Below are 26245 nucleotides of genomic sequence, written 5' to 3'. Positions count from 1 at the left end.
CGTCGTCAGCGGTCGTGCGCCCACGTCCGCAGGAAGAGGACGCGGCCCTTCTCCTCCACCCGCTCCGGCTCGTCGTCGGTGAGCCGGAAGCCCAGGGCTCGCGCGACGGAGATGCTGGGGGCGTTGTCGGGCTCGATCTCCAGCAGGACGCGCGGGATCTCCAGGACCTGATGGGCGTAGTCCATCAGCAGCCGGGTGGCGCGCGGGGCCAGCCGCTGCCCGCGGTGGGCGGCGCCGATGGCGTAGCCCATGCTGCCCCGGGAGAGGCTGACCAGCACCTCGCCGAGCGGCTTGTGGCCGTCGGTGGTGACGGCGAGGTGCAGCCGCTCCCCGGCGGCGCGGGTGCGGCGGGCCTTCTCCAGGTACGCGCGCGCCTCGTCGAGGCCGAAGGGGGAGGCCAGCGGGGTGCGGTAGGCGACGCCGGGATCGTCGAACAGCTCCGCCATGACCGGCAGGTCCGCTTCCTCCCACTCGCGCAGCACGAGGTCATGGCCGGTCAGCCGAACGGGCGAGGTGGGTAACGTCATGGGCGACCTCCGGTGGGCGAGGCGTCGATTCTACGACTCGGCGCGCGGCCGGGCAGCTCGCCCGAGCCGCGGGCGACCAGCTCGACCGGCACCTTGATCCGGCGCCCGCCCGACTCGCCGTCGAGCAGCAGGTCGACGGCGCTGCGCGCCAGCCTGGCCACGTCGTAGCGGACCACCGTGACGCCCGGGTTGAAGACGTCCGCCAGGGCGAAGTCGTCGAAGCCCACGTACGCGGGCCGTTCCGGACGCTCCCGCAGCGCCTGCAGGATGCCGATCGCGGCCCGGTTGTTGGTGGCGAACAGCGCCGTCGGCGGGTCCGCCAGGTCGAGCAGCCGGCTCACCTCACGGGAGACCCGCCACGGGTCGAACACCCCCCGCACCACGAGGGACTCGTCGACGGGCAGGCCCGCCGCCCGCAGCGCCGTACGGTAGCCGGACGCGCGGTCGTGCACGGAGCTCAGCCCGTCGTCGTCGGAGATCAGCGCGATGCGGCGGTGGCCGCGCGCGATGAGGTGCTCGGCCGCGACGAGCCCGCCCTTGACGTCGTCGAGCACCACCACGTCCGCCTGTTCGAGGCCCGCCGGGACCCGGTCGACGAACACCGCCGTCAGGCCCGGGTGCTCGCCCAGCCAGCCGTGGTCGGCGGCCGAGGGGACGATGATGAGGGAGTCGACGCCCCGGGCGTACATCGACTCGACCAGCATCCGCTCCCGTTCCGGCCGCTCCTCGTAGGAGCCGAACACCACGAGCGCCTCATGGTCGGCCGCGGCCGCCTCGACCGCCTTGGCCAGGCGGGAGTAGAACTCGTTGGAGATGTTCTCCATGATCAGGCCGAGGGTGAGCATGGTGGCGCCGCGCGCCAGGCGGCTGGCGGCCTCGTTGCGGCGGAAGCCCAGCGTGCTGATGGCGGTCAGCACCCGCTGCCGCAGCACGGCGCTGACGTGCGGCTCCTGGTTGACCACCCGCGAGACCGTTTTGAGGCTCACCCCGGCGTGCCTGGCCACGTCGACCATGGTCGGTTTCCGCACTGTCATAGTCTGCCCCCATGGATGATGAATGGATCTGCGGCCGGCTGGGCGAGGACGAGCCCTGGGTGATGGGCGCGGTCAACCCGCCGATCTTCGAGAACTCCCTGTTCACCTTCGACACGGCGGGCGAGCTCGGCGAGGCGATCAGGAACGAGGACGAGAGGTACGTCTACTGGCGTGGCACCAACCCGACCGTCGATCTGGCGCAGCGCAAGCTGGCCGCGCTTGAGCGGGCGGAGCGGGCCAAGTGCTTCGCCTCGGGCATGGGCGCCATCGCGGCGACGATCTCCTCGCTGGTCTCGGCCGGCGACCACGTGCTGGTGCTGGGCGCGGTCTACGGGCCGACCACCCAGTTTCTGCGTTACCTGGAGAAGTTCGGCGTCACGCATACGCATGTCGTCGATCTGGCGGCCGGTGACAGCGCTATCAAGGAGAGCACCCGCCTACTGTACTTCGAGTCGCCCTCGTACATGCGGTACGAGATCTTCGACATCCCCGCCGTCACCCGCTGGGCCGGCGAGCACGGCCTGGTGACCGTGATGGACAACACCTGGTCCACGCCGATCTTCCAGAAGCCGCTGACGATGGGCGTGGACCTGGTCGTGCACTCCCTGTCGAAGTACGTGGGCGGCCACAGCGACCTGGTGGGCGGGGTGGTCGCCGGGCCGTCGCGGCTGATCAGGCCGCTGGCGCTGACCGAGTACCAGCTCTACGGGGCGGCGATGTCGCCGCACGACGCGGCCAAGGTGATCAAGGGACTGCGTACGCTGCCCGTCCGGATGGTCGCGCACCAGGAGCGCGGGATGGCGGTCGCCGGGTTCCTGGCGGACCATCCGGCGGTGCGGCAGGTGAACTATCCCGGACTGCCCTCACATCCCGGTCATGGCATGGCCCTTCGCCAAATGTCCGGCTTCTCCAGCCTCTTCAGCATCGAACTGGCCACGGAGTCCCGCGCGGCCGTCGCCTCCTTCCTCGACGCGTTGCGGCATTTCCGGATCGGAGTGTCGTGGGGCGGATTCGAGAGCCTGGTCAACGCCCCGGCGCTGTCCACCGAGGAGAGCGTGCGCGTCACCATGGGCATCCCCGTCGGGCTCGTGCGGCTGTCGGTCGGGCTGGAGGCGGCCGAGACGCTGATCAAGGATCTGGGCCTGGCGCTGGAGCGGATCGGTTGATCGCCGGGCCGGTCTCGGTCCGGTGGCGAATCGGCCGATCCGGCGTCCCGGTCTAGCGCCGGAACGGCCCAGTCGCCTAGCGTGATTGACAGCGCTGTCTTACCTCTCTGGAGGCCCCACCATGAAATCCCCCCTCCTGGCGGCAGCAGCCGCCGCCACGCTGGTGCTGGCCGGATGCGGCTCCGGCTCGTCCTCCTCCCCCGGGGAGGTACAACTGCGCATGATCGAGAGCCTGACCAGCCCCGAGCGGACCAAGCTGATCAGGAAGCTGCTCGCGGACTTCGAGAAGGCCAATCCCGGCGTCACCGTCGAGCTGGTCTCACCACCGCTGGACAGCGCCGACCAGAAGATCACCCAGATCCTGCAGACCAAGAAGGACCTGGACGTGCTGGAGGTCCGCGACCACACGGCCAAGTCCTTCACCAACAACGGCTGGCTGGCCGAGCTGCCCACCACCGAGTGGCCCGGCTGGGCGGACCTGACCGAGCTGGCCCAGACCAAGGCCGTCGAGGTCGGCGGCAAGCCCTACCTGATCCCTTACGGCTTCTACCAGCGGACGCTGTTCTACCGGACCGACTACGGCATGACCGCGCCGCCGAAGACCTGGCAGGAGCTCTACGAGGCGGGCAAGAAGATGACCAACGGCGACCGCTTCGGCTACTCCTTCCGGGGCGGCAAGGGCGGCGCCGACTACGCGGTCATGATGATCAGCGCCTACAACGGCGAGGCCCTGAATCCCGAAAAATCCTTCTTCCTGAAGGACAAGCGCACCATCTTCTCCACCCCGGAGGCCATGCAGGCCCTCGACCTCTACGTCAAGATCTTCAAGGAGGCGTCGCCGCCCGACTCGGTGTCGTGGGGTTACCCGGAGATGGTCCAGGGCTTCACCTCGGGCGTGACCGGCATGCTCATCCAGGACCCCGAAGTGATCAAGACGGTGGAGGAGAGCGGGGTCACCGCCTGGTCCACCGCCCCCATCCCCAAGGGCCCGAGCGGCTACGCCTTCCAGCCGGTCGGCTACGCGGGCTGGGGCGCCACCTCCTTCAGCGCGCACCCCAAGGAGGCGGTCAAGCTCGTGCAGTTCCTGTCGGAGGCCGAGCAGAGCATCGCCTTCGCCAAGGGCAACTCACTGATCCCCATCTCCAAGCAGGCCCAGAGCGACCCGCAGTTCTCCCAGGGCGCCTGGAAGGCCTACCTGGAGGCGCAGCAGGACCCCAAGCAGGTCATCACCATCCGCCCGGTGGACTATCCCGGCTGGAGCCAGTTCAACGTCGACTCCGACCGTGACATCCAGGCGCTGATCACCGGCAAGAAGACCACCGCCGAGGTGCTCAAGTCGTGGGACGCCTTCTGGACGGACCAGGCGAAGAAGGTCTCTTGAGCGCCCGCGCGAAACCCGCGTTCACCGGGCGCAAGGCCAGGTTCATCGCCCTGTGCCTGCTGCCCGGTGTGGTGTTCGTGGCGCTGTTCACGTACTACCCGATGGTGCGTGGCGCGATCATCGCCTTCCAGCGCTACAACCTGTTCGACCTGACCGCCACGCCGTTCGTCGGGCTGGAGAACTTCCGGGCGGTGCTGGCCGAGGACCGGTTCTGGACGGCGCTGCGCAACACCGGCACCTGGGTGGTCGTGTCGCTGTTCTTCCAGTTCTTCCTCGGGTTCGGGCTGGCGCTGCTGCTGCGGCGCCACTTCCGGGGGCGCGGGCTCTACCAGGCGTGGGTGTTCTTCCCGTGGGCCATGTCGGGGTTCCTGATCGGGCTGCTGTGGCGCTGGATGTTCAACGGGCAGTTCGGCGTGATCAACGACCTGCTGCTCAAGGCGGGGATCATCGACGAGCGCATCGGCTTCCTTGCCTCGCCCGGCTGGGCGATGACCTCGGTGATCGTGGCCAACGTCTGGTACGGCGTGACGTTCTTCGCCATCATGATCATGGCCGCGCTCCAGTCGGTGCCCCGCGAGCTGTACGAGGCGGCGTCGGTGGACGGGGCGTCGCGGCTGCGCCAGTTCTGGCACGTGACGCTGCCGCACATCCGGCCCACGCTGGCGCTGATCGTGCTGCTGCGGATCATCTGGATCCTCAACTTCCCCGACCTCATCTACGCCATGACGGGCGGCGGCCCGGCCGGGAGCACCGACATCATCACCACGTTCCTCATCCAGCAGGTCGCCGGCGGCGACTACGGCCGGGCGGGCGCGGTCGGGCTGCTGGTCCTCGGCCTGCTGCTGGCCTTCAGCGTCTTCTACCTGAACGCGACCCGATTCGAGAAGGCCCGATGAGACGTCTCGCCAAGGTGATCGTGCTCACCGTCTGGCTGCTGATCACGCTGTTCCCGCTCTACTGGATAGTCGTCACCTCGCTCAAGCCCAAGGCCGAAATCTTCTCCCTGCCGCTGCGCTACTGGCCCGGCACCGTGACGTTCGAGCACTACGCCGAGCTGTTCTCCTTCGCCGACTTCGGGACGTACCTGCTCAACAGCCTCATGGTCTCCCTGGTCTCGGCCGGCGTCGTGACGGTGACCGGGGTGCTCGGCGGCTACGTCCTGGCCCGGTTCGCCTTCCCCGGCAGGGGGGCGCTGATGCTGGCCTTCCTCGTCACCCAGATGATCCCGCTGTTCATCGCGCTCGGCCCGCTCTACCTGCTGATGTCGGACCTCGACCTGCTCAACAGGCTGGCTGGGCTCATGCTGGTCTACGTCGCCATGCTGGTGCCGTTCGCCACGATCATCATGCGCGGCTTCTACGAGCGGGTGCCGGTGGCGCTGGAGGAGGCCGCGCAGGTCGACGGCGCGTCGCGGATGGCCGCCATGATCAGGGTGGTGATGCCGGTCATGCTGCCCGGCATCGCGGCCACGTTCATCTTCGCCTTCGTGCAGTGCTGGAACGAGCTGTTCCTGGCGATCACGTTCATCGACAGCGAGGACGCCAAGACCATCCCGGTCGCGATGAACTCCTTCATCACGCAGTACGACATCGACTGGGGCGCGATGGCGGCCGCCACGGTGGTGTCGGTGATCCCGACCCTGGTGATGTTCGCCGTCATCCGGCGCTACATCGTCGAAGGGCTGACCGCTGGAGCGGTCAAAGGATGACCAACCGTTCGTCGTACCGAACGGACCATTCGTCGCAGCCGCCGCCCAACTGAACGCCGTTGGGCGGCGGCTCGCCGAACAACCTCGTCTAGCCCCTCCACGTAGGGTAGGTGTCCCTCTTACCGTGTGCGTGATCCGCATCACAGTGGAGGTACCGTGACAACCCAAGAACATGACGCGTCTGTCTATGAAGAAGTCCAGAGGAGCAGTGAGTTCCAAGATCTGAAGAGGCGTTTCCGCCGGTGGACGTTCCCGATGACGGCGGCGTTCCTGGTGTGGTACCTGCTGTACGTGGTGATGTCGGGCTGGGCCCGCGACTTCATGGCCATCAAGCTGCTCGGTGAGATCAACGTCGGACTGATCTTCGGGTTGCTCCAGTTCGTGACGACCTTCGGCATCGCGTGGGCCTACTCCAGGCACATGGAGAAGGTGCTCGACCCCATTTCCGACAAGCTCCGCCACGAGGTCGAGGAGAAGGCCAAGTGAGTTCTCAAGTCCTCGCCACGATCCTCTTCCTTTCCTTCGTGGCCGCCACGCTCGGCATCACGGTCTGGGCCAGCCGCCAGACCAAGACCGCGGCTGACTACTACGCGGGCGGCCGCTCGTTCACCGGCGTGCAGAACGGCCTGGCCATCGGCGGCGACTACATGTCGGCGGCCTCGTTCCTCGGTATCGCCGGCATCATCGCGCTGTACGGCTACGACGGCTTCCTCTACTCCATCGGCTTCCTGGTCGCCTGGCTGGTGGCGCTGCTGCTGGTGGCCGAGCTGATGCGTAACTCCGGCAAGTTCACCATGGCCGACGTGCTCGCCTTCAGGATGAGCCCCCGGCCGGTGCGCACCGCGGCCGGCGTCTCGACCATCGTCGTCAGCATCTTCTACCTGCTCGCGCAGATGGTCGGCGCGGGCGCCCTGGTCGGCCTGCTGCTCGGCATCACCTCCGACGCCGGCAAGATGTGGACGATCGTCGCCGTCGGCACCCTGATGATCATTTACGTGGTGTTCGGCGGCATGAAGGGCACCACCTGGGTGCAGATCGTCAAGGCCGTGCTGCTGATGAGCGGCGCCGCCCTGGTGACCATCCTGGTGCTGGGCAAGTTCGGCTTCAACCTGTCGGCGCTGCTCAGCCAGGCCGCCACGACCAGCGGACCCTCCGGCAACACCGGCAGCTTCCTCAGCCCGGGCCTGAGGTACGGCACCGAGGCGCAGGGACTCGCGGGGAAGATCGACCTGATCAGCCTCGGCCTCGCCCTGGTGCTCGGCACGGCGGGCCTGCCGCACATCCTCATCCGCTTCTATACGGTCCCGACCGCCAAGGCAGCGCGTAAGTCGGTCATGTGGGGCATCGGCCTCATCGGCACCTTCTACCTGCTGACGCTGGTCCTCGGCTTCGGTGCCGCCGCCCTGGTCGGCGCCGACGCCATCCGCGCGGAGGACCCGGCCGGCAACACGGCCGCGCCACTGCTGGCCCAGCGGATCGGCGAGGAGATCTTCGGCCCGGTGGGTGGCACGATCCTGCTCGCGCTGATCGGCGCCGTCGCCTTCGCCACCATCCTGGCCGTGGTCGCGGGTCTCACGCTCGCCTCCTCCTCCAGCTTCGCCCACGACCTGTACGCGCACGTCTTCAAGCGCGGCCAGGCCAGCGAGCGTCAGGAGGTCGTGGTGGCCAGGCTCTCCGCCCTGGTGATCGGCGCCGCCGCCATCGGGCTGGGCATCCTCGCCCAGGGGCAGAACGTGGCCTTCCTGGTGGCCCTGGCCTTCGCGGTCGCGGCCTCGGGCAACCTGCCGGCGATCCTCTACAGCCTGTTCTGGAAGAGGTTCAACACGGCAGGGGCGGTCAGCGCCATCTACGGTGGCCTGGTCTCCGCGCTGCTGCTGGTCATCTTCTCGCCGGTGGTCTCGGGCGGCCCCACGGCGCTGTTCAAGGACGCCGACTTCAGCTGGTTCCCGTTGAGCAACCCCGGGATCATCTCGATCCCGCTTGGGTTCCTCTGCGGCTGGCTCGGCACGGTCCTGAGCAAGGAGTACAACGCCGCCAAGTACGCCGAGATCGAGGTCCGATCCCTCACCGGCGTGGGCGCGGAGCAGGCTACCAAGCACTGACGCGCACTGACGCGCACACAGCGGGGCCCGGCACGGACTGCACGCCGTGCCGGGCCCGTTTCACGCGGTCAGGAGCCGACCGGCTCCGCACGGAGTTTCGCCGAGTGCTTCACCAGCGAGATGAGCACCTCCCGGCTGGAGTCACGCTTTCTGGCGTCGCACATGATGATCGGGATCGACGGCTTGAGCTGCAGCGCGAGTCGTACCTCCGCGAGCTCGAACATCTCGGAGTTCTCGAAGCAGTTGACCGCGACCACGAACGGGGTGCCGCGCCGCTCGAAGTAGTCGACCGAGGGAAAACAGTCGGCCAGGCGGCGGGTGTCGGCCAGGATGACCGCGCCCAGCGCGCCTTCCGCCAGCTCGTCCCAGACGAACCAGAACCGCTCCTGCCCCGGCGTGCCGAACAGGTAGAGGACGTACTCCTCGCCGATCGTGATGCGGCCGAAGTCCATCGCCACCGTGGTCGTCCGTTTGGCCTCGACGCTGGACAGGTCGTCGATGCCGATGCCGCGGTCGGTGAGCACCTCCTCGGTGCGCAGCGGTCTGGTCTCCGAGACCGCGCCGACCATCGTGGTCTTGCCCGCGCCGAACCCGCCGGCGATGAGAATCTTGATCGCCGTCGGCAGGCGCGGCCGGTTAGAGCGATCGAAGGCCATCGAGCACCGCCCTGTACATCTTCATGTCACGCATGTCCATTTCGGATTGCGGCTCCTGGGCCGAGACGAGCTCCCTGTCGAACAGGTCGCCGAGCAGCACGCGGATGGTGCCCGCGGGCAGGTTGAGATGTGCGGCGATCTCCGCCACGGACTTCGGCTCCCTGCAGAGCCGGAGGATCGAGTGGTGCTCCGGATCGAGCCCGGCATCGGGGCCCGGTGGCGGGCCCACGGCGAGGGCCATGGAGATCAGGTTGAACCTGCCGTGCACGGGCGCGGTCCGCCCCCGCGTCACCACGTAGGGCCGGATGATCTCCGGATCGATCCAGTGCTGCTCCTCGCTCGGCTCGCCCGAGGATCCGTATTCCCCGTTCACCGCTCGGCCCCGGCGCGGGTCCCCGAGGTGAGATATTGGCCGACGCGGGCCACGAGCATGGCCATCTCGTAGGCGACGAGGCCGATGTCGGCGCCCTGCCCGCAGAGCACCGCAAGGCAGGCCCGCTCGCCCGCCACGGTCACGATGAGGAACTGCGATCTCCACTCCACCACGGTCTGCTTGACCGGGCCGCCCCGCACATGATCGGAGACGCCTTTGGCCAGGCTCTGCAGCCCGGAGGCCACCGCCGACAGGTGCTCGCCGTCGGTCCGCTGGAGCGCGGCGGAGGAAGCCATGAGCAGCCCGTCGGAGGACAGCACGATCGCGTGCTCGGCCTCCTTGACGCGGCCGGTCAGGTCATCGAGGAGCCAGTTGAGGTCTGTGCCGGCACCTGGTGTCACGTGTCGCCTCCCGACTGTTCTTCCATGAGCCTGGCCGCCTCGGTCCTGCCGAGCCGGGTGCCGGACTGCAGGGATCCCATCATCGCCCGGATCTCCTCTGGCGAGCGCTCGTCATCGTCGTCCTCAAGATCTGGAGTGGTGGGCGGGCCGTCCTCACGCAGGGCCGCGGCCAGGTTGGCCTGCGGCACCCGCAGCGGCAGCCCTCCCGGGGTGAACACGGATGGTGCTTCGGGCGTGGGCTCCGTCGCCGCCCCCTTCTCGATTCGCTGGGGCGGGTCGGGCTGAGGCTGCTGAGGCGGCCTGGAAGAGCCGGCCACCTTCAGCGCGCGGACGTTGCGCTCGGTCGCTGGGCGCTCCGTCACCGGGCGTGTCGTCGTGGCCGTCGCCGACGTGGGAGTCCTGCGCGGCAGCCGCGGCGAGGAGTCCGTGTCCGCCGGTTCGGGCCCGGCGTCCACCTCCACCAGCTCCTGCGGCAGCAGCACGACCACCGTGGTGCCGCCGTAGGGCGAGTGCTTGAGCACCACCTTGACGTCGTGGCGCTCGGCCAGCTGGCTGACCACGTAGAGGCCCAGCCGGGCGGTGCCGCTGATGCGGAACTCCGGCGGGTCGGCGATGCGCTCGTTGGCCGCCGCCAGGTCCTCGGGCTTCATGCCGAGCCCCTGGTCCTCGATCTCGATGACGTAGCCGTTGGCCACGAGCTGACCGCTGACCCGCACGTTGGTGTACGGGGGCGAGAAGGAGACGGCGTTCTCGATGAGCTCGGCCAGCAGGTGGATCACGTCGCCGACGGCGCGGCCGACGAGCACCACCTCGCCCATCGGCATGAGCGTCACCCGGGTGTAGTCCTCGACCTCGGCCAGCGCGCCGCGCACCACGTCGACCATGGGCACCGAGCGGCGCCAGGTGCGCGCGGGGGAGGAGCCGGACAGCACGATGAGGTTCTCGGCGTTGCGGCGCATGCGGATGGCGAGGTGGTCCAGGCGGAAGAGCTGCTTCAGCTCCTCGGGGTCGGTCTCCTGCCGCTCCATCACGTCCAGGACGGTGAGCTGCCGGTGCACCAGGCCCTGCGTCCTGCGCGCCAGGCTGAGCAGGATGTCGCGGATGCCGCGACGCAGCTCGGCCTGCTCGGCGGCGACGCTGATGGCGGTGCGCTGCACGGTGTTGAACGCCTGACCGACCTGGCCGATCTCGTCGTCGCCGAAGTCGAGGTCGGGGACCTCCCGGCTGACGTCGACCACCTCGCCGCGGCCGATCCGCTCCACCACGCCGGGCAGTCGCTCGTCGGACAGCTCGTGGGCGGCGTCGCGAAGCTTCTTCAGCTGGGCGAGCAGCTGCCTGGTCGTGGTGATGGAGAGCACGATCGAGGCGATGACCGCGATCAGGCCGAGGCCGCCGGCCAGCACCAGCCGGACGATGACGCCGACGGCGACGGGCGTGATCCGCTCCAGCAGCCGGTCCCCGGCCGCGACCGTCACGTTGTGCATGTCGGCCAGGGTCGCCTCGGCGGCCTTGCGCCACTCCTCGCTGCTGACGGGCAGGATGTCCGTGCCCGCCCGGTGCCGGATGAGCCGCTCCTCCATGCTCAGCAGCCGGGTGGCGGGCGCGCTCTTGAGCCAGGCCTCGTAGTGGGGCCTGTCCACGTCCGGAAGTTTGGCCATGGCCTCGGACAGGGTCTGGCGGAAGACGCCGGCGGCGGCCACGAAGTCGGCGTGCTCCACCTCGGTGAACCCGTCGCGGGCGAACACGCCGGCCATGATCGCGTCCTCGCGGGCGAGGAACTCGCGCGAGTGGTGCATCTCGGCCAGCGTCCGGCCGTCCTTGGCGACCTCCTTGTCGTCGAACGCGGCGACGGAGTCGTACATGCGGTAGAAGTCGTCGATGACGGTGTTGTAGGGAGTCGCCGCCTGTGAGGGAGGCGTGACGCCCGTGTCGATCGCCTTCCTGATGGCGCCGAGGCCCGCCAGCCGGCTCTCGACGGCGGCCACGCGCTCTTCCAGCAGGGCGTCCGCGCCGAACCGCACCGCGGCGCCGTCGACGGAGTCGGCGAACACGGCGTGCGCCGCGTCCGTCCTGACTCGCTGCTCGCGGAGCGTCGCCTCGCCGGCGGGTCGCAAACGGTTGCCGAGGCTGGCGACGGTCAGCCGGCGCTCGCGCTGCAGCTCGACGAGCAGTGGCTCGCTCGGCTCCACCACGCTGCTGTTGATGGTGGCGGCCCATAGCATGTTGACGCCCTCCCGGAGCGTCACCCAGGCGGCGAAGGCCCACAGGAGTGCGAGCGACACGATTAGTGCAGTGACCTTTGACCGGACACTGGCGTTACGGAAGCGCATCGAGCCCACCCCTGGAGAAAGCAGGGTAGTCAGCCTGCCTTGTCAAGACGGAAAGATGAGCAACCCAAGAATCAGACACCCGGGTCACCTTAGCAACGCAGGGTTGCTCTCTCAACGCGAATCGATACCATCGGGACGCTATGTCCCGATTTCCCGTACAATTATCCCTTTGAGCTCTTTGCTACGTAAAGAGCGGCTAGGATGGCTGCTCGCACGATTGCTGTCGGCGAGTAAAGGTCCTTGTCATGCCATAGCGGTGTAAAATCTGATAAGGCTTCTTCCTGGGTGAGAAATGTACATCCTCGCCAGGCGGCTTTCAGGCATCGCTCGTCCGGCTCGGGGCCGGAGAGCAGGAGAATCTGCATGGCGTAGGCGGTCTCCTCCGGGCCGCCCGCCCAACGCCCCCACGATCCGTCGGCACGCTGGTTGGCCAGCACCCATTCCCTGGCTCGGTGGATCGGCGCGGCGTGCCGTGGCCCGCCGAACTCGCCGAGCGCCAGGACGCAGCTGAGCGTGGCGTAGAAGGGGGAGGCGTGCCAGCGGTCCTCCCAGCTTCCGTCGGGCCGCTGCCGGGCGGCCAGCCAGCTTCCTACGCGCGCCATCACCGGCCCGTAGACCGCCTCCGCCGCCGGCCTGACGCGCACGTACTGACCGAGTGCGTCCAGCACGTGGGCGTTCACGCTGACCGAGACGCCGTCCTCGCCCTGCCAGGTGCAGAAGTGGGCGCCCGTGTCGAACGTCATCAGGGACGAGGGATCGCAGGGCACGCCGAGCAGGGCCAGGGCGTGGAGCGCGACGCTGGTGGTGTCCGCGTCGGCCGGCAGCCCGGCGCCCGCGGGTGTGCCCTGGGGGCGGATCGCGGTCCTCAGGTCGGCGATCATCTCGGGCGGCACCCGTACCGGCACGCCCGCCCTGATCAGCCAGCTCAGCACCCAGCCGCGCTCGAAGACGGTGATGGGCAGCCCGACCGGGACCGGCCCGCCGCTCCGCCGGGCCACCGCCTCCAGATGATGCCGGGCGGCGGCGGCCGCGTCGGTCAACGTCGCGTTGGTCTGGGTCGCGTGGGTCTGGGTCGCGTCGGCCGGGGCGAGTGCGGCGAGCCAGGTCGCCGTCGCCGCGGGGGAGGCGCCGACGGTGCCGAGCGGCGCGGGCCGGACGGCGCCGGCTCGGGCCGCTTCCGTGCCCGCGACCTCCAGGACGTGCAGCACCTTCTGTGGCGGCTCCTGCCCCGAGGACAGCAGCCGCTTGACCCCGTCGAGGCGGGTGGTGTCCATGCCGGGCGCCGTCAGCGGGTCACCGTGGCCGTGCGCGTTGATCAGCTCGACGAGGGCGGGCACGATCAGGTCGATCGCCGGCGTGTCGGGCAGGTCGGGCGGCTGCCGGAGCAGGTGCTGCAGCGCCCGCAGCCCGGACCGGGCCGCCGGGACGACGGCGGGGTCCTGCGCCGCCGTGCTCAGCAGTGCCTCCGTGGCGCTCAGCGTGGGCACCAGGCCGTAGCCGTCGGGAGCACCCCAGGAGCCGTCGCCGCGCTGCTCGGCCAGCAGGAAGGCCACCCTCTCGCCATGGCCGGGCAGCCATGGGGCGAGCGTGACCAGCCGTCCGGTCTCGTAGACCGACGCGGACACCTGGCCCCAGGGCTGTGCCATGAGCCCGTCGACGAGATCGCTGGCGTTCTGGACGAAGTCCATGGTCATCCCGCCCAGAAGTCGGTCAGCTCGTAGAAGCCGGCGCTGTAGTGGACCTGCCACCACAGATACTCGGCTGCTCGGGGGTGGACGTTCCTCAGCGGCTCGATCAGGCCGGCGGCCTTGTGGGACAGCTCCGCCAGCCGGGCGGTCACCTCGTCGGGGGTCATGCCCAGCGTGAAGGCGTTGAGGTCGCCGAAGCTGCGCTCCCTGTGGTGTGTGGCCAGGTCGTTGAGCAGCCGGAGATAGCGCTGCACCACGTCGCAGGCCGGACGCAGCCGGTCCAGGTCGCCGGGGCCGCCGGCCAGGCCGGTGTGGATCCAGTGCGAGACGCTGATGAAGCCGGCCCCGCAACTGTCGGCGTTGGCCAGATACCGCTCCGGCGTCGGCGCCTGCGGAGCCCGGCTCCAGTCCCATTCGCGGGCCATGGCCGTGAGCATGCGCTCCAGCTGATCGCGCCAGGCCGCTTCCAGCGCGGGGAAGCCGGGCGTGCCAGCCAGATCGCCGCGCAGGTCCGCGAGGAAACCGCCGGCGGGGGAGCGGGGGGCGGCCCCGGCGGCCACGGCCAGGCATTCGGTCACCAGGGCGGCCACGTCCTCCCGGCAGGTCGCCTCCTGGTCGATGAGCCGGTCCACGGCGAACACCAGCAGAGAGGAGCGGTTGACGGCACGCAGGCCGTCGACCGTGGCCCACGGTGAGCCGAACGCGCCGGCCAGCGCCAGGGACAGGTAGAGCCCGGCGTCGAAGGACCCCTCGGGGAAGAGCTCGGGATGCTTGGCCGCGCTGCGGGCCAGGTCGCGGCCGCCGGCCACGGCCAGGGCGCACGTCCGCCCATCCGCGAACAGCTCGGACGGCGTCCTCATCGCCGGGCCGCCGGGTGCAGCGTCATCATCAGCCCGGACGGTGGCCGTAGCGACGAGGCGAGCTGGGGGGAGACCGGGCCGTCGCTGTGGACCACCGGCCGGTACCTCCTGAGGATGCCGGCGATCAGCAGGGGAGCCTCCATCATGAACAGGGCCTGCCCCAGGCACACGTGCGGCCCCGCGATGAATGGCAGGTAGGCGTAGCGGTGCCGCCCGGACTCGTTCCCCGGCGTGAACCGCTCGGGCTCGAACGTCAGTGGCCGCTCCCAGAACTGCGGCAGGCGCTGGGTCAGATACGGGCTGAGCATGACGGTGGACCCGGCTTCGATCGTGACTCCGCCGACGACGTCCGTGGCGAGGGCCTTGCGGGGGAGCATCCAGGCCGGTGGGTACAGGCGCAGCACCTCGCTGACGAACATCCGCAGGTACGTCAGCTCCGGCAGATGGGAGACGCTGACCGGGGCGTCGCCGACCACCCTGTCCACTTCCTCGTACACCCGGGCGGCGGCCTCGGGGTGGGCGGCGAGCGCCGGCCAGACCCAGGTGAGCACCGTGGTCGTGGTGTCGGTGGAGGGGCCGTGCATGGCCACCATGTCGTCCCTGATCCGCCGGTCGCCCTCCGGTCCGGTCTCGTCCCGGCGGGCCCGGCACAGCCGCGAGACGACGTCGTCGCCGTCCTGCTCCTGCGCCCTGACCTGCTTGATGCGGAGATAGACGACCTCGTCGACGGTCCTGATCGCGCGCCTGAAGGCCCGGTCCCCCGGTAAGGGCACGCGCTCCGGCACGAACGGCATCAGGTGCCGGATGGCGTTGGCGGTGACGGCGACGTCGTAGGCCGGGCCCAGCCGGTTCATGTCCGCCACGGAGATCTTCTCGCCGAAGAACAGCCGCACGATCATCGGATGCACGATCGCGGACATCGTCTTGGCGATGTCGAGGGGCCGTCCTGGAGTGATGATCTCGTCGATGGACCTGTCGATGCTGTCCGCCATGCGTTCGGCCAGCGAGTTGACGTACCTGGCTGTGAAGAGCGGTTGCAGGATCCGCCTGCTGTCCGCCCAGTTGTCGCCGTCGGACAGGATGCCGTGACCGACGAGCGGGGCCAGCGGATCCCAGAACATGCCTTCGCGGACGAAGTTCGGCTGGTTGGTCGTCAGGACGTGCTGGACGTGGTCGGGGTGGGTGACCAGATAGGGGCGAAACGGTCCCATGTTCAGGCGGACGAGCTCGCCGCCCGCCTGCGCGCCCGCCTCCTCCAGAGCGTTGACCGGGACGCGCCAGTGCCTGGTCAGCCTGCTGAGAAAGGGGAGGGTTCTGACGGAGGCGGTAGTGGTCGCCATGTGCGTGCCTCCATCCTCAGCCTAGCCATCTGTCTCACATAACGGACATAAGCTGACGAAAGTCGAATCTAGACGGAGTATCACATGATCATGCATATAGTTCAAGATCGCATTGAGTAGGAGCACGTCATGAATGCCAGCCGTCCTGACGCCGTCCAGGCGGGTGCGGAGGCGATCGCTCGCTGTCGGCGCCTGCTCGAACCCGCCCTGCGCGAAGCGGTCTCGGTGCTGCATCCATCGGGGGCCAGGATGGTGGGATTCGCCCTCGGCTGGTCGGATGTCGACGGCCGGCCGGCCGTCGGCGACGGCGGCAAGCACCTGCGACCGGCCATCGCCATGCTGTCCGCCGAGGCCGTCGGCGCCCCGCCGGAGACGGCGCTGCCGGGAGCCGTCGCCGTGGAGCTGGTGCACGCGTTCTCGCTGGTGCACGACGACATCATGGACCTCGACGAGCGGCGCAGGCACCGGCCGACGTTGTGGCGGGCCTACGGCGCGGGCCCGGCCCTGCTGGCCGGCGACGCCATGCTGGCGCTGGCGATCGACCGGCTCGCCGGCACCGGCGTCCCCATGGCCTATCTGTCCAGGGCGCTGGTCGAGCTCGTCCAGGGGCAGACCCTCGACCTGGCCTTCGAGAGCCGCCCGTGGAGCGGGCCCGGCCAGGTCACCGTCCAGGAGTACGAGGAGATGGCCGCGGGCAAGACCGGCAGCCTGCTGGGCGCGGCGGCCGCGACCGGGGTGGCGCTCGGCGGCGCGCCGGAGCTGGCCGAGCGCGCCTGGGAGATGGGCTGCGAGTTCGGCGTCGCCTTCCAAATCTACGACGACGTCCTCGGTATCTGGGGCGACCCGGCCATCACCGGCAAGCCGGTCCACGGCGACCTGCGCCGCGGCAAGAAGACTCTCCCGATCATCGCGGCCCTGTCCGCGGGCGGCCCGGCCGCCCGCGAGCTGACTGCCGTGGTCGGCTCGCCCGACATGGACGAGGAAGCCGTACTGCGGGCCGCCCGTCTCGTCGAGGAGGCCGGCGGCAGGCAGGCGGCGCTGGACTTGGCGGCCCGCCGGGCCGGGGGCGCCATGAAGATGATGGAGGAGTGCCTGCCCGGCGACACCGCGCTCCGTGACGTGTGTGGCTCCCTGATCGACCGCATCCGCTGACCGTCAGCCCGCGGCCCCGTCACGGAACTCATCGCCCACCTGATCGTCCAGCAGCTCGTCCAATGCCACCCGCAGGTGGCCGAGCAGACTCCACACGTCGTCCACCCGCTCCGGACAGGCGACGATGCCGAAGTCGATCATGCCGTCGTAGGACAGGCAGGTGATGTTCACCCCGCCGCTGAGGTCGGTCAGCACCGACATCGGGTAGTACGACAGGACCCGCCCGCCGCACAGGAACAGCGGGAACTGCGGCCCCGGCACGTTGCTGATGATCAGGTTGATCGGCGGGCACGCCACCGCGGCGAACCGGAAGATCGCCGGCGTCGCCAGACCGGCGACCGGCGCGGGCAGCAGCGCGCACAACTCGTCCAGCCACCAGGTGGACGCCATCGCGAAACGCCGCTTCGCCGCGCTCATCGTCTCCCCGGCCACCCGCAGCCGCTCCCTGGCTCCGGCGACCTGCGTGGGCAGCGTGGTGACCAGCGCGGAGATCTGGTTGCCGACCCGTTCACTGGCCGCTGCCGTACGGACCGCCACCGGGACGCCCACGATCAGCGGCTGCTCCGGCAGCGCGTCCCGCTCCAGCAGCCATGACCGCAGCGCCGACGCGCACAACGCCATGATCACGTCGTTGACGCGGACGTCGTTGGCCTTGGCCACGTTCCTGACGTCCTTGTACGACACCGAACCGAAGGCCAGGTGCCTGTTCGCGCTGATGGGCCCGTTGAACGGCGTGCGCGGCACCGCCAGGCCGGGCGGTTCGGGGCGTGGCTCCAGGTCGCCGGCCGCCACCCGGGCCGCCTGGGCGATCAGCCGCGCGCCGGGCACCCTGGCCGCCAGCGGGATCGCGTCCAGCTCCCCCGCCATCCGGATCGCGGAACGCAGCGTGCGCACGGGCTGCGTCGCGGCCTGCACGGCGGCTGTGCCGAGCATCTCCAGCAGGCTGGGCGCCCCCGGCGGCCGGTTCGCCGCGTTGTGGGCCGGCATGTGCTCGTCGAGGTCGCCGGGCCCGTCAGGCCGATCACCCTCCCTGACGGGGGAGTCACCCCTGCCGCTCTTGGAGCTTCCGTGCTGCCCGTCGGCCCTGTCACGGACGTCGGGGGTTTGCGGGGTGTCGAGTATTTCGGGGCCACCAGGGGCGAGGTCGAGGAGGGTGGCGAGCGTTTCCGCGCCTGAGACGCCGTCGATGACCGCGTGGTGCACCTTCGTGTAGACCGCCACCGTCCCGTCGGCCAGCCCGTGGATGAGGTGCATCTCCCACAGCGGGTGCGCCCGGTCCAGCCGCCGGGCGTGGATCTCGGCCACCGCGTCGGCGAGCTCCCGCATGCCGCCGGGCGCGGCCAGGGTCAGCTCGAACAGGTGGCGATCGAGGTCGAAGTCCGGATCGTGAGCCCAGTAGGGCCGGTCCAGGCCGAGCGGCACCTCCACGAGGCGCAGGCTCAGCGCCGGCGAGAGGTGGAGGCGTTCGAGCAGCAGGCCGGCGAGCGCCTGCCGGTTGAGGCGGCCACCGGCCGGGTCGAGAATCGCCAGACCCGCGACATGAGCGGCGGTGGTCGCGGACTCGGCGTTCAGGAACTGCGTGTCGAACGCGGACAGCTGGCGCATCTGCTCTCCTTTTCGCCGGGTACGTTCACCATCACATGAATGGATTACCGGAACGTTTCCGCGCGAGTCTCTCAGATCAATTCGAGCGCCTCGCGCACCCGGTTCATGAATTACGCAGATCAGCCGCTATCCGTGACATTTCTCTAACCACGCACCACGCGAATGGGGTGTTGTACGACGGCGTCGAAGTGATAGCCGAGCGGATGCCGGCGCGTGATCATGGGCTGTGTGGCGCCGGTCTCGTCGGTCGCCCGCGCCATGAGCACCTGCTCGCCCGGCTGCTCGGGCATCCACCAGACATGCCACGGCAACCAGGCGCTGACCAGGTGCGGGCCGTGGTGCTCCGCCTCGTGCCAGCCGGCTCCGCCGTCGAAGCTGACCTCCACCCGCACGATCCGTCCGTGCCCCGACCACGACCTGCCGCGCAGAACGTGTGGCACGCCCGCCGGCAGGACGGCGTTCCAGGCGAGCTCGAACGCGCTCTTCACCGGTTGCTCGGCGACGTTGCGGTAAAACACCGTGTTCCACGGCGTGAAAGCGGAAGTCGTACAAACTTCAATTTCTCCCACCCACTTGATGGACGCGATTCCCGCCCAGCCGGGCGCCACCAGTCGCGCCGGAAATCCATGGTCGGGGAGAAGTGGCTCGCCGTTCATCTCGTAGGCCACCAGGACGTCGGCCATCGCCTTGCCGATGGGCAGCGGCCTGCGTACGTGGCCGTACCCCTCGAACGGCGTGTCGAGCCCATGAGCCACCACGTCCACGGCGTTCCCGCGTACGCCGGCCTCCCGCAGCAGCTCCCGCAGCGGCACTCCGCGCCAGCGCGCGACCCCGATCGCCCCCAGTCCCCACTGCGCTCCCGGTGCCGCGTCCCCCTCCTGTGATCCGTAGAACCGCCGGCCGTTCCCGGCGCACTCGATGGCCGCGTCGATCGTCCGCGAAGGCATGGACAGCAGTCGCTCGTAGTCGAACACGCCCGGCCGGCGCACCCCGTCCCCGTGCACCCGCAGCCGCCACCCGGTCACGTCGATCAGGGGAGTGGAGGTGTGGTTGCGGACGAAGAACCGGTCGGCGGGGGTGTGGTAGCCCTGGCCGGCCATGCTCTCCCAGCGCATCTCGGCGTTGCCGTCATGCCGTACGAACAGGTGCTCCGGCAGCGGCTTCACGATGGTCCCCAGCGCCTGCTTCACGTCGGCCACCTCCTAAGCTCTATATTTCCTACCTGTAAACCATCTAATCCTTCCAGTCGTGTCCATCGACGCGCCTTCAACGATCCCGGTATCCCGAAACCCGTCATATCAGGACATACCCGGAAACGCGCAGGGCGGAACGGCTCCTCTCCGCAGGCACGAGCGCATGCGCTCCGACGCCGGGTCGAGGCGATAGCGGAGGCGAACAGGCGAAGGCGAAGGTGAAGGGGGGCGAAGGTGAAGGGGGGCGAAGGTGAACAGGGCGAAGGCGAGGGTGAGGGCGTAGGGGTAGGCGTTGAGGGCGGCTTTCCGGCGTTTGCGGTCCTTGCCGATCGGCGCCGTCAACTCCGCGGCGGAGCTCGCCAGGATCGGTGAGCTCGCCGGGGTCGGCCAGGAGGCTCATGATCGCCATGTAGGAGCACCTGAACGCCGGGTGGCGCAGATCAGGCGGGTCGGTAGCGGGCTCTGATGTGGAACCGTTCGCCCTGGGGGCCGAGGATGCTCAGGAACTCGACCGGCTGCGCGTCGGCGTTGCCGAACCAGTGCGGGAGATGGGTGTCGAACTCGGCGACCTGGCCCGCGACGAGGACGAGGTCCTGGTCGCCGAGCACCAGGCGTAGTCGTCCGCTGAGTACGTACAGCCAGTGGTATCCCTCGTGCGAGCGGGGATCGGGTTCGAGATCGTTGGGGCCGGCCGGGAGGATCTGCTTGAACGCCTGCAGCCCGCCGGGCTTTCGGGTCAGTGGGATGACGGTCATGCCGTTGTGCATGACCGGCCGGGGAAACACCCGTGGATCGCCGCTGGCCGGGGCGCCGACGAGCTCGTCGAGCGGCACCTGGTAGGCCTTCGCCAGGGGGAGCAGCAGCTCCAGGCCCGGTTTGCGATGGCCGGACTCCAGGCGGGACAGGGTGCTGACCGGGATGCCGGTGGTCTCCGACAGCGTGGTCAGGGTGGCTCCTCTACGGTGACGAAACTCGCGAAGTCGCGGGCCGACCGCGCTGAGCACGGCGTCGAACTCGTCACTCATGCCCCCACTATGCCCCCGCTTTTGCAGTTTCCGCAAAGGACTTTGTCCACCGGTCACCGGCCGAGCCAGGCTGGCACCGGAAGTGGTCACGATGACCCAACACGATGGCCGGAGGACAAGAGCGATGGACGCGCAGTTGTGGGACGAGAAGTATGGCAGCAGCGACCAGCTCTTCAGCGGGGCCCCCAACGGGGTGCTCGTCACCGAAGTCGCCGACCTGCCGCCGGGGCACGCGCTCGACGTGGGATGCGGTGAGGGCGGCGACGCGCTGTGGCTGGCCCGGCGCGGCTGGCGGGTCACCGCGGTCGACATCTCCCGGATCGCTCTGCAACGTGCCGCCACCACGGGCGCGGACCTCGCCGACCGGGTGACCTGGACACGCGCCGACCTCACCGCCCTGCCGCCACCGGCCGACGCGTTCGACCTGGTATCCATCCAGTACTTCCCCCTTCCCCACCAGCCGGCTCACACCGCGCTACGGGGCCTGCTGGCCGCCGTCGCCCCGGGCGGCACCCTCCTCGTCGCCAGTCACGACCTGGCCGACCTGCCACCGGGCCACGAGCACGGCGTCAACCCGAGCGACTATTACCAGCCCGCCGACATCGCCAAGCTCCTTGACGACAACTGGACCGTCCTGGTCAACGAAACCCGCCCACGAATCGGTCCCGCACCCGCGGGCACGCGGCACACCAACGACACCGTCCTACGAGCACAACGCCTGCGGTGACCGCGTCGCCTCCATCGCCCTCCTGCGCGCCGATGTCCGGAAACGTAGACCTCCGCAGATTGCCTACCGGCTCGTCGGCTGAGCCTGGGGCGCGACCTTCACCAGCGTCGTGAACGGGTCGCCGTTGTTGAGACCCTTGATCAAGGTCTGGAGGCCCGCTCGTTCGCCGTTTCGCCGGAGCCAGCGGCTCACCTGGCACGCGGACTTGGCGTAGCTGCCTGGGTCCTGGCCGGCGGCGTGGAGCCATTCGCCCAGCGTGACGGGCAGAGGTCCAGTCGGCTCGATCAGGCAGCGGTCAGGGGCCGATGCGGGGGCGAGGTAACGGGAGTCGTCGGAGACCACCACCGCCAAGCCCTCGTCGAACCACTGCGGCACGTCTGCCCCTCCGCCGATGCGCTCGTGTAATTCGACGTGCGTCAGCTCGTGCGAGGCGATCACCGGGTCGAGGCCGCGCGGTGAGAGCATCACCGATCGGTTGAGCACCGCGATCCCACGCTCCTTCCCGCCGCCGATGCGCTGGTAGCACTCTTCGGTCAGGCATACGAGCAGCTTGGGGGAGCTGAGCCGGCCGCCGTAGAAGTCGTTGACCCGTTGTCGCGCGGCCTCGACCACCTGGCTCACCCGCGCCCGCTGCTCGCCGGACAGGCCCTGCTCGGCATGGACGCCGGGTTGCGACTCCGTCAACCCGTAACAACCTGGGCAGGTGGTCGCCGCCACGGACGGGTAGGCCAAGGCGACTCCTGCCGCACCCGCGACGAGCAAGGCGGCCAGGCCGGCGAGGCTCCGCGTCCAGATCTTGCGGAACCTCGATCTCGTCCGCGTCGCCTGCATGCCCCAGCCCTCCGAGGTGTGTGCGTCCTTGCCGTGAGATTCTCGCGCACCCACCCGCGTCGCCACATCAGCCCGTGGGAGGTCATACCGGGGTCGTAGATGACCGGACCGCTGCAGGTCGTACGCATGGGCTCACCACACCGCCGGTGCCCAGAAGCCGGTCCGGCTGACGGCAGGGCCTCGGTCAAGAGGTCCGAGACCAGGGGCGAGCTCCGGCCGGCACAGCACCCGCGCCGCAGAAACCCCTGATCGCCGTCAACGCCCAGTCAGCCTTCATCGCCCCAAGAACGCGAGCAACCGCTCCAACGGCCAGGTGTTGATCACATCGTCGGTCGTCAACCAGGCCCGCTGCGCGATCCCGATCCCGAACCGCTGATGATTCAGATGCGGAATCGCATGCGAGTCACTGTCGATGGAGAACTTCACCCCATGGTGCTTCGCCAGCCGCACCAGGTCGGCGGGCAGGTCGGAGCGGTCAGGATAGGAGTCGATCTCCATCGCCGTCCCCGTGCGAGCGGCCGCGCGGAAGATGGCGTCCCAGTCGGCGTCCACCGACGGCCGCTTGCCGATCTTGCGGGTGGTGGGGTGGCCGATGATGTCCACGTACGGGTTTTCGCAGGCGGTGATGAAGCGGCGGGTCATCTCATCGCGGGTCATCCCGAAATGAGAGTGGACCGACGCGACACAGACGTCGAAGTCGCGCAGGACCTCCCCGGGCCAGTCGACGGACCCGTCGGGGGCGATGTTGAGCTCGGTGCCGTGCAGCAGGCGCATGTCCGGGTAGTGCTGCTGCAGCTTGGCGACCTGCTGGCGCTGCTCCAGGGCCCTGTCGAGCGTCATCCGCTGCATGGCCAGGTCAGGGGCGTGATCGGTGACCGCGTAGTAGGAGTAGCCGCGGGCGTGACCGGCCGCCACCATGTCCTCCAGCGAGGCGATCCCGTCGGTGAGGTCGGTGTGCGTGTGCAGGTCGCCGCGCAGGTCCGGCAGCTGCACCAGCACAGGGAGCTCGCCGCGCAGCGCCGCCCGCACCTCGCTGCCGTCCTCCCGCATCGGCGGGGGCACGAACTGCATGCCGAGCGCGGCGTAGATCTCCTCCTCGGACTCCGAGGCGATCACCCGCTCGCCCTCGAACAGGCCGTACTCCGACAGCTTCCAGCCCTTCTTGACCGCCATCTCCCGAATGGCGACGTTGTGCTCCTTGGAACCGGTGAAGTACTGCATCGCCGCGCCCCACGACTCCGCCGGCACCAGGCGCAGGTCCACCTGCATGCCGGATGTGGTCCGTACAGAAGTCTTCTTGTCGCCCGCCGCGATCACCTCCGCGACGTACGGCTGCGCGCGGAAAGCCTCCATGATCGAATCGGGCCCCACGGCGAGGATGTCGATGTCGCCGATCGTGTCCTTCATCCGGCGCAGCGATCCGGCATGGGCGATGCGCTCGGCCTGCAGCGAAGCCATCACCTGCTCCGCCACGCCCGTCGCGACCCCGATGTGCACCCGCAGCCCCGACTGCTCAAGCTGCTCGATGCCCTTGGTCAGATTGGCCAGCGTCTTGGGCCCGAGCCCCTTGACCCCGTCGAGCCGCCCGGCCGCGATCGCCTCGCCGAGCGCCGCGGGGGAGTCGATGCCGAAGTCCTCGAACAGCATGATCGCCGTCTTCGGCCCCAGCGTCGGCACCCGCGTCAGCCGCCGCACCCCGTCGGGCACCCGCCCGCGCAGGTCGTCGAGCTGCCGGAAGCTCCCGCGCTGCAGAAACTCCTCCATCTTCTTCGCGATCGCCTCGCCCACACCCGGAACGCCACGCACGTCGACCGCCGCGATGTCCTCGGGGAACCCGGCGATCGCCTTGGCGGCCTTCTGATAGCTGCGCACCCGGAACGCGTCACCGCCCGTCAACGCGAACAGCTCGGCGTACTCCTGGAGGGCGGCGGCCGCCTCGTCATTTGCCCGTGCCATGACCCCAGCTTAGGAGGGCGCCCCGACAGAATCCGGCGGCCTGGGTCGTCGTGCACAGCGTCGTCGGGCCGCCCTCCATGACCGTGACCGGTGGCATCCGATCAGGCGTGCAGGGGAAGGCGCTTGGTGAGGGCGGTCACGCGGTTGCGCGGCCCGAACACGGCGACGGCCACGAAGTCGACGTCCGCCGCGGACGTGGCCTTCAACGTGGCGAGATAGTCGTCGTAGTCACGGGCGCGGCGGGCCACCTCGTTGAAGCCAACAGTGATCAGGTCCTCTCGGGCCTGGGCGCGGTCGTGCAATTCCCGCAGTTCGTCGGCAGGGGCGGTGAGCACGGGCACCGGATGGGTGTTCAGGCCCGCGTGGGACCGGCCGGACGCGTCGGCGCCGTCGGCGCCGAGCGGTTGGCCCAGGCGCGCGCCCAGGCTGAGCCCGACCACCGCCGCCGCGTTCACCGCCAGCGCGGGATCGAGGTCGTCGCGGACGACGAGGACCAGCTTCGTGGGCAGAGACATGGTGGATCTTCCGTTCTCGGTCATGTGGATGCGAGGCGCGGGGTGTCGAGGCGGAGCCGGGCCTGTTCTGTCGCGGCCTGGGCTGGGGTCACCTGTCGCTGGTCCGCCGTGTCGAGAAGGTCGGTGACGGTGTGCTCGATGGCCTCGACGCGTTCGCGTGCCTTGTCGGGGGTTTCATGGTGCAGTTCCACGGTGAGCGCGTTGATGACTCCGCCCGCGCTGACGACGTAGTCGGGCACCCAGATGATGCCGCGCCGGTGCAGGAGGTCGGCGACGGCCGCGGTGGCCAGTTGGTTGTTGGCCGGCCCAGCGATGGCGGAGCAGCGCAGCCGCGGCACGACATCTTCGGTGAGAAGGCCGCCGAGCGCGGCCGGGACGAGGATGTCGACGTCCGCGGTGAGCGCTTGCTCGGGCGAGACCCAGGTGGCGCGGAGTTCCTTGTTCTTCGCCCGTTTCGCAGGGTCGACGTCGCTGACCAGAAGGTCGGCTCCATCATCGGCGAGCAGATGCGCCAGCCGCATGCCGACGCTGCCCAGCCCCACCAGCGACAGGCGCACACCGGCGAGCGCGCGCGTGCCGTGGAGACGCCGGCTCGTCGCGCGCAGTGCCGCCAGCGTGCCGAGCGCGGTGGCCGGCGAGGAGTCGCCACTGCCGCCATGCTGGGCCGGCCTGCAGAAGACATGTGGGGTGCGCTCGCCGATGACCGCCATGTCCTGCGGAGTCGTACCGACGTCTGGACCGGTCGCGTACATCCCGTCCAGTGACGTGATGGCGTCGGCCACGTCGTCCAGCACCGCGCGGCGCATGGCCGCGTCCAGCTCGGCGCCCTCGGGTATGGCGACGACGGTCTTGCCGCCTCCGTTCGCGAGCCCGGCCACGGCGCATTTGGCGGTCATGCCGGCCGACAGACGCAACGCGTCGGCGAGGCCGTCCCGCCAGTCGGCGTAGCGCCAGAGCCGGCATCCGCCCACCGCCTGGCCGAGCGTGGTCGAATGCACGGCGACGATGACCGGCAGGCCCGAGCGCGGTCCCGTGCGGATCAGGACCTGTTCATGGTCGAGGGTGGACATGTCATCGAACCTCCGTGTTCATACGAGCGGTGCCTCGTCACAAGCATCGGGCATCCGGCTGCGGAGGGGAGGTTCAGCCGTACGAATGATCGGAATCAATGACAGAATCCCGTACATGGACGAACTTGATTCGGAAATCATCCGCCTTCTCCAGACAGATGCGCGGCAGTCCAACCGCGAGCTGGCCCGCACGCTCGGCGTCGCGCCCTCCACCTGCCTGGAACGCGTCAGGGCGCTCACCCGTCGTGGCGTCATCCGCGGTTACCACGCCGAGATCAACCCGGCCGCGCTCAACCGCGGCGTCCAGGCCATGGTCTCGGTGCAGGTACGCCCGCTCAGCCGTACCGTCATCGACACCTTCAAGGACTCCGCGAGCGCCATGCCCGAGGTGCTCAGCGTCTTCGTGCTGGGCGGTGGCGACGACTTCCTGCTCCACGTCGCGGTCCAGGATCTCGACCACCTGCACGCCTTCCTGCTCGACCGGCTCAGCAAGCGCCGGGAGATCGCAGGCTTCCGCACCTCGGTGATCTTCCAGCAGGTGCACGACGCCGCCCCCACCAGACTCCCTGACGTATCCGACCACCCATAGTCGGCAGGGACGGATC

Annotated in this window: 25 protein-coding genes; 9 read left to right on the top strand and 16 right to left on the bottom strand. The window is 69.5% G+C overall.

Features of this window, described 5'->3' with window-relative positions; translation table 11 throughout:
• Nucleotides 1-5 precede the first annotated feature (5 nt).
• The gene (locus ACIBQX_RS08435; RefSeq protein ID WP_397002059.1) at nucleotides 6-527 is read right to left on the bottom strand and encodes a GNAT family N-acetyltransferase; all 522 of its coding nucleotides are present in this window, start codon (nucleotides 525-527) and stop codon (nucleotides 6-8) included.
• Entirely contained in the window at nucleotides 524-1555 is a 1032-nt protein-coding gene (locus ACIBQX_RS08430; RefSeq protein ID WP_397002057.1) for a LacI family DNA-binding transcriptional regulator, read from the bottom strand. Before ACIBQX_RS08430 ends, ACIBQX_RS08435 begins: the two co-directional genes overlap by 4 nt.
• Before the next feature lie 17 nt (nucleotides 1556-1572).
• On the opposite strand from ACIBQX_RS08430, the gene ACIBQX_RS08425 reads away from it, so the two are divergent.
• The 6 genes from ACIBQX_RS08425 to ACIBQX_RS08400 all read left to right on the top strand — a co-directional run bounded on the left by ACIBQX_RS08425 (nucleotide 1573) and on the right by ACIBQX_RS08400 (nucleotide 7918).
• Nucleotides 1573-2727: a trans-sulfuration enzyme family protein gene (locus ACIBQX_RS08425; RefSeq protein ID WP_397002055.1), complete on the top strand. Its 1155-nt coding sequence runs from the start codon at nucleotides 1573-1575 to the stop codon at nucleotides 2725-2727.
• A gap of 121 nt (nucleotides 2728-2848) precedes the next feature.
• Nucleotides 2849-4108 carry an ABC transporter substrate-binding protein gene (locus tag ACIBQX_RS08420; protein WP_397002053.1) on the top strand — a complete coding sequence of 420 codons (1260 nt, stop codon included), beginning with the start codon at nucleotides 2849-2851 and terminating at the stop codon, nucleotides 4106-4108.
• Complete coding sequence (locus ACIBQX_RS08415) at nucleotides 4105-5004, top strand: carbohydrate ABC transporter permease (RefSeq protein WP_397002051.1); 900 nt, start codon at nucleotides 4105-4107, stop codon at nucleotides 5002-5004. The genes ACIBQX_RS08420 and ACIBQX_RS08415 overlap by 4 nt, the downstream gene beginning before the upstream one ends.
• On the top strand, nucleotides 5001-5816 hold the full coding sequence (locus tag ACIBQX_RS08410; RefSeq protein WP_397002049.1) for a carbohydrate ABC transporter permease: 816 nt from the start codon (nucleotides 5001-5003) through the stop codon (nucleotides 5814-5816). Before ACIBQX_RS08415 ends, ACIBQX_RS08410 begins: the two co-directional genes overlap by 4 nt.
• 255 nt (nucleotides 5817-6071) lie before the next feature.
• Nucleotides 6072-6302: a DUF485 domain-containing protein gene (locus ACIBQX_RS08405; protein WP_229699447.1), complete on the top strand. Its 231-nt coding sequence runs from the start codon at nucleotides 6072-6074 to the stop codon at nucleotides 6300-6302.
• The gene (locus ACIBQX_RS08400) at nucleotides 6299-7918 is read left to right on the top strand and encodes a cation acetate symporter (RefSeq protein WP_397002047.1); all 1620 of its coding nucleotides are present in this window, start codon (nucleotides 6299-6301) and stop codon (nucleotides 7916-7918) included. The genes ACIBQX_RS08405 and ACIBQX_RS08400 overlap by 4 nt, the downstream gene beginning before the upstream one ends.
• 68 nt (nucleotides 7919-7986) lie before the next feature.
• Here the strand turns inward: ACIBQX_RS08400 and ACIBQX_RS08395 are convergent, their stop codons facing one another.
• From ACIBQX_RS08395 to ACIBQX_RS08365, 7 genes are all read right to left on the bottom strand, one after another.
• Nucleotides 7987-8574: a GTP-binding protein gene (locus ACIBQX_RS08395; RefSeq protein ID WP_397002045.1), complete on the bottom strand. Its 588-nt coding sequence runs from the start codon at nucleotides 8572-8574 to the stop codon at nucleotides 7987-7989.
• The gene (locus tag ACIBQX_RS08390) at nucleotides 8555-8947 is read right to left on the bottom strand and encodes a DUF742 domain-containing protein (protein WP_397002043.1); all 393 of its coding nucleotides are present in this window, start codon (nucleotides 8945-8947) and stop codon (nucleotides 8555-8557) included. The genes ACIBQX_RS08395 and ACIBQX_RS08390 overlap by 20 nt, the downstream gene beginning before the upstream one ends.
• Nucleotides 8944-9348, bottom strand: coding sequence for a roadblock/LC7 domain-containing protein (locus ACIBQX_RS08385; protein ID WP_397002041.1), 405 nt, complete (start codon nucleotides 9346-9348; stop codon nucleotides 8944-8946). The genes ACIBQX_RS08390 and ACIBQX_RS08385 overlap by 4 nt, the downstream gene beginning before the upstream one ends.
• A complete protein-coding gene (locus ACIBQX_RS08380) occupies nucleotides 9345-11630 on the bottom strand; it encodes a nitrate- and nitrite sensing domain-containing protein (RefSeq protein WP_397002039.1) in 2286 nt (761 codons plus the stop codon). The genes ACIBQX_RS08385 and ACIBQX_RS08380 overlap by 4 nt, the downstream gene beginning before the upstream one ends.
• Before the next feature lie 209 nt (nucleotides 11631-11839).
• On the bottom strand, nucleotides 11840-13366 hold the full coding sequence (locus ACIBQX_RS08375) for a prenyltransferase/squalene oxidase repeat-containing protein (protein ID WP_397002037.1): 1527 nt from the start codon (nucleotides 13364-13366) through the stop codon (nucleotides 11840-11842).
• Nucleotides 13367-13368: 2 nt separating this feature from the next.
• Nucleotides 13369-14226 (bottom strand): terpene synthase family protein, encoded by an 858-nt coding sequence (locus ACIBQX_RS08370; protein WP_397002035.1) that lies wholly within the window; start codon nucleotides 14224-14226, stop codon nucleotides 13369-13371.
• Entirely contained in the window at nucleotides 14223-15566 is a 1344-nt protein-coding gene (locus tag ACIBQX_RS08365) for a cytochrome P450 (RefSeq protein WP_397002033.1), read from the bottom strand. The genes ACIBQX_RS08370 and ACIBQX_RS08365 overlap by 4 nt, the downstream gene beginning before the upstream one ends.
• Before the next feature lie 129 nt (nucleotides 15567-15695).
• Here ACIBQX_RS08365 and ACIBQX_RS08360 point away from each other — a divergent pair, with 129 nt between their 5' ends.
• Nucleotides 15696-16718, top strand: a complete 1023-nt coding sequence (locus tag ACIBQX_RS08360; RefSeq protein WP_397002031.1) for a polyprenyl synthetase family protein — start codon at nucleotides 15696-15698, stop codon at nucleotides 16716-16718.
• A 3-nt stretch (nucleotides 16719-16721) separates the two neighbouring features.
• Here the strand turns inward: ACIBQX_RS08360 and ACIBQX_RS08355 are convergent, their stop codons facing one another.
• The 3 genes from ACIBQX_RS08355 to ACIBQX_RS08345 all read right to left on the bottom strand — a co-directional run bounded on the left by ACIBQX_RS08355 (nucleotide 16722) and on the right by ACIBQX_RS08345 (nucleotide 20541).
• Nucleotides 16722-18323, bottom strand: a complete 1602-nt coding sequence (locus ACIBQX_RS08355; RefSeq protein ID WP_397002029.1) for a wax ester/triacylglycerol synthase family O-acyltransferase — start codon at nucleotides 18321-18323, stop codon at nucleotides 16722-16724.
• 143 nt (nucleotides 18324-18466) lie between these two features.
• Nucleotides 18467-19522: a sulfite oxidase gene (locus ACIBQX_RS08350; RefSeq protein WP_397002027.1), complete on the bottom strand. Its 1056-nt coding sequence runs from the start codon at nucleotides 19520-19522 to the stop codon at nucleotides 18467-18469.
• A 434-nt stretch (nucleotides 19523-19956) separates the two neighbouring features.
• Complete coding sequence (locus tag ACIBQX_RS08345) at nucleotides 19957-20541, bottom strand: helix-turn-helix domain-containing protein (protein ID WP_397002025.1); 585 nt, start codon at nucleotides 20539-20541, stop codon at nucleotides 19957-19959.
• A 124-nt stretch (nucleotides 20542-20665) separates the two neighbouring features.
• Between ACIBQX_RS08345 and ACIBQX_RS08340 the strand changes: the two genes are divergently transcribed.
• Nucleotides 20666-21268: a class I SAM-dependent methyltransferase gene (locus tag ACIBQX_RS08340; RefSeq protein ID WP_397002023.1), complete on the top strand. Its 603-nt coding sequence runs from the start codon at nucleotides 20666-20668 to the stop codon at nucleotides 21266-21268.
• Nucleotides 21269-21331: 63 nt separating this feature from the next.
• On the opposite strand, the gene ACIBQX_RS08335 is transcribed toward ACIBQX_RS08340, so the two are convergent.
• From ACIBQX_RS08335 to ACIBQX_RS08320, 4 genes are all read right to left on the bottom strand, one after another.
• Nucleotides 21332-22099, bottom strand: a complete 768-nt coding sequence (locus ACIBQX_RS08335; protein WP_397002021.1) for a hypothetical protein — start codon at nucleotides 22097-22099, stop codon at nucleotides 21332-21334.
• Between the two features lie 273 nt (nucleotides 22100-22372).
• Entirely contained in the window at nucleotides 22373-24055 is a 1683-nt protein-coding gene (polX, locus tag ACIBQX_RS08330; RefSeq protein ID WP_397002019.1) for a DNA polymerase/3'-5' exonuclease PolX, read from the bottom strand.
• A 101-nt stretch (nucleotides 24056-24156) separates the two neighbouring features.
• Nucleotides 24157-24570 (bottom strand): DUF2000 domain-containing protein, encoded by a 414-nt coding sequence (locus ACIBQX_RS08325; RefSeq protein ID WP_397002017.1) that lies wholly within the window; start codon nucleotides 24568-24570, stop codon nucleotides 24157-24159.
• Between the two features lie 20 nt (nucleotides 24571-24590).
• Nucleotides 24591-25640 carry a Glu/Leu/Phe/Val dehydrogenase dimerization domain-containing protein gene (locus tag ACIBQX_RS08320; RefSeq protein ID WP_397002015.1) on the bottom strand — a complete coding sequence of 350 codons (1050 nt, stop codon included), beginning with the start codon at nucleotides 25638-25640 and terminating at the stop codon, nucleotides 24591-24593.
• 115 nt (nucleotides 25641-25755) lie between these two features.
• Here ACIBQX_RS08320 and ACIBQX_RS08315 point away from each other — a divergent pair, with 115 nt between their 5' ends.
• A complete protein-coding gene (locus ACIBQX_RS08315) occupies nucleotides 25756-26229 on the top strand; it encodes an Lrp/AsnC family transcriptional regulator (protein WP_397002013.1) in 474 nt (157 codons plus the stop codon).
• Nucleotides 26230-26245 lie beyond the last annotated feature (16 nt).

This window comes from Nonomuraea sp. NPDC049714, assembly GCF_044465295.1.
GTDB lineage: Bacteria > Actinomycetota > Actinomycetes > Streptosporangiales > Streptosporangiaceae > Nonomuraea.
The sequence above is the reverse complement of the archived record's forward strand: the minus strand, read 5'-3'. Positions and strand labels throughout refer to the sequence as shown.

Bases quoted from the DNA above. Each gene is read 5' to 3' on its own strand.
- ACIBQX_RS08320 (WP_397002015.1), bottom strand. From the start codon at position 25,640: ATGTCCACCCTCGACCATGAACAGGTCCTGATCCGCACGGGACCGCGC.
- ACIBQX_RS08420 (WP_397002053.1), top strand. From the start codon at position 2,849: ATGAAATCCCCCCTCCTGGCGGCAGCAGCCGCCGCCACGCTGGTGCTG.
- ACIBQX_RS08335 (WP_397002021.1), bottom strand. From the start codon at position 22,099: ATGCAGGCGACGCGGACGAGATCGAGGTTCCGCAAGATCTGGACGCGG.
- ACIBQX_RS08395 (WP_397002045.1), bottom strand. From the start codon at position 8,574: ATGGCCTTCGATCGCTCTAACCGGCCGCGCCTGCCGACGGCGATCAAG.
- ACIBQX_RS08365 (WP_397002033.1), bottom strand. From the start codon at position 15,566: ATGGCGACCACTACCGCCTCCGTCAGAACCCTCCCCTTTCTCAGCAGG.
- ACIBQX_RS08340 (WP_397002023.1), top strand. From the start codon at position 20,666: ATGGACGCGCAGTTGTGGGACGAGAAGTATGGCAGCAGCGACCAGCTC.
- ACIBQX_RS08345 (WP_397002025.1), bottom strand. From the start codon at position 20,541: ATGAGTGACGAGTTCGACGCCGTGCTCAGCGCGGTCGGCCCGCGACTT.
- ACIBQX_RS08360 (WP_397002031.1), top strand. From the start codon at position 15,696: ATGAATGCCAGCCGTCCTGACGCCGTCCAGGCGGGTGCGGAGGCGATC.
- ACIBQX_RS08410 (WP_397002049.1), top strand. From the start codon at position 5,001: ATGAGACGTCTCGCCAAGGTGATCGTGCTCACCGTCTGGCTGCTGATC.
- ACIBQX_RS08355 (WP_397002029.1), bottom strand. From the start codon at position 18,323: ATGCGCCAGCTGTCCGCGTTCGACACGCAGTTCCTGAACGCCGAGTCC.
- ACIBQX_RS08425 (WP_397002055.1), top strand. From the start codon at position 1,573: ATGGATGATGAATGGATCTGCGGCCGGCTGGGCGAGGACGAGCCCTGG.
- ACIBQX_RS08325 (WP_397002017.1), bottom strand. From the start codon at position 24,570: ATGTCTCTGCCCACGAAGCTGGTCCTCGTCGTCCGCGACGACCTCGAT.
- ACIBQX_RS08375 (WP_397002037.1), bottom strand. From the start codon at position 13,366: ATGGACTTCGTCCAGAACGCCAGCGATCTCGTCGACGGGCTCATGGCA.
- ACIBQX_RS08435 (WP_397002059.1), bottom strand. From the start codon at position 527: ATGACGTTACCCACCTCGCCCGTTCGGCTGACCGGCCATGACCTCGTG.
- polX (WP_397002019.1), bottom strand. From the start codon at position 24,055: ATGGCACGGGCAAATGACGAGGCGGCCGCCGCCCTCCAGGAGTACGCC.
- ACIBQX_RS08315 (WP_397002013.1), top strand. From the start codon at position 25,756: ATGGACGAACTTGATTCGGAAATCATCCGCCTTCTCCAGACAGATGCG.
- ACIBQX_RS08370 (WP_397002035.1), bottom strand. From the start codon at position 14,226: ATGAGGACGCCGTCCGAGCTGTTCGCGGATGGGCGGACGTGCGCCCTG.
- ACIBQX_RS08405 (WP_229699447.1), top strand. From the start codon at position 6,072: ATGACGGCGGCGTTCCTGGTGTGGTACCTGCTGTACGTGGTGATGTCG.